Source organism: Kitasatospora sp. NPDC096077 (assembly GCF_040303245.1).
In the GTDB taxonomy this organism is placed as follows: Bacteria; Actinomycetota; Actinomycetes; order Streptomycetales; family Streptomycetaceae; genus Kitasatospora.
Genome location: NZ_JBEOSV010000154.1, coordinates 1 through 1,021 on the forward strand (window position 1 = coordinate 1; position 1,021 = coordinate 1,021).

A 1,021-nucleotide genomic window follows, 5' to 3' on the forward strand; every position below is an offset into this window, starting at 1 on the left:
GCCCGGGCGGGGCCCGCGCCCCCCAACCACCCCGCTACCCCCGCCCCCCCCCCGGGGCCGGCGCCCCCCCCCCACCGGGGGCCCCGGGCGCCGGCCCACGGCCGCGCGCTGCTGCGGCACGGCGTCCGGCTGCGGCCGCGCAGCGCGGTGGTGGAGGCGCACGGGACGGACCGGGTCACCGGCGTCACGGTGGCCCGGCTGGACGCCGACTGGCGGCCGCTGCCCGGCACCGAGCGGCGGATCGACTGCGACGCGCTCGCCGTCGGCCACGGGCTGCTGCCGCAGATCGACCTGGCCACCGAACTCGGGGCGGCCACCGTCACCGGGGCGGACGGCGCGGTCGCGCTGCGGGTCGACGCCCGGCTGCGCAGCTCGGTGCCCGGCCTTTGGTCCGCGGGGGAGACCAACGGCGTCGGCGGCGCGGACCTCGCGCTCGCCGAGGGGGAGTTGGCCGCGCACGCGATCGCCGCGGAGCTCTCCGGGCGGGCCGGGGAGCCGCCCGCGCGGTCGTTGCTGCGCCGCCGGGCGCGGCTGCGGGCCTTCGCCGCGCTGATGGCGGCGGCGCACCGGCCGGGGCCCGGCTGGACCGGGTGGCTGCGGCCGGACACCGACGTGTGCCGCTGCGAGGAGGTGCCGGTGGCCCGGATCCGGGAGGCCGTGGAGGAACTGGGCGCGGGCGACCCCCGCACCGTCAAGCTGCTCACCCGGGCCGGGATGGGCTGGTGCCAGGGGCGGATGTGCGGTCCGGCCGTGGCCTGTCTGTCCGGCTCGGGTGAGCCGGGCGCGGACCGGCGGCCGTTCGCCTGCCCGGTGCCGCTCTCCCAGCTGGCGGCGGGGGTCGCTGACTCCGCCCCCGCCGCCTCCGGCCCTTGCCCGGCCACGGACGTCTAGGGCGTGTCTGACAATTCCCGCCGGGCGCGCGGCGTCGGGGCACGCGCCTCGCCGCGTTGTCGTCGGTCGCCGATGCTCCGCATGGACTCCCTCCTCCGCCTTGCGATGCACGCACCCCGACGCCGCGCGC

General features: G+C 80.8%; 1 protein-coding gene. It reads left to right on the forward strand.

The features are described from left to right. A partial coding sequence (locus tag ABTZ03_RS44195) for a (2Fe-2S)-binding protein (RefSeq protein ID WP_350518941.1) occupies positions 1–891 on the forward strand: 891 nt, incomplete at its 5' end. Positions 892–1,021 lie beyond the last annotated feature (130 nt).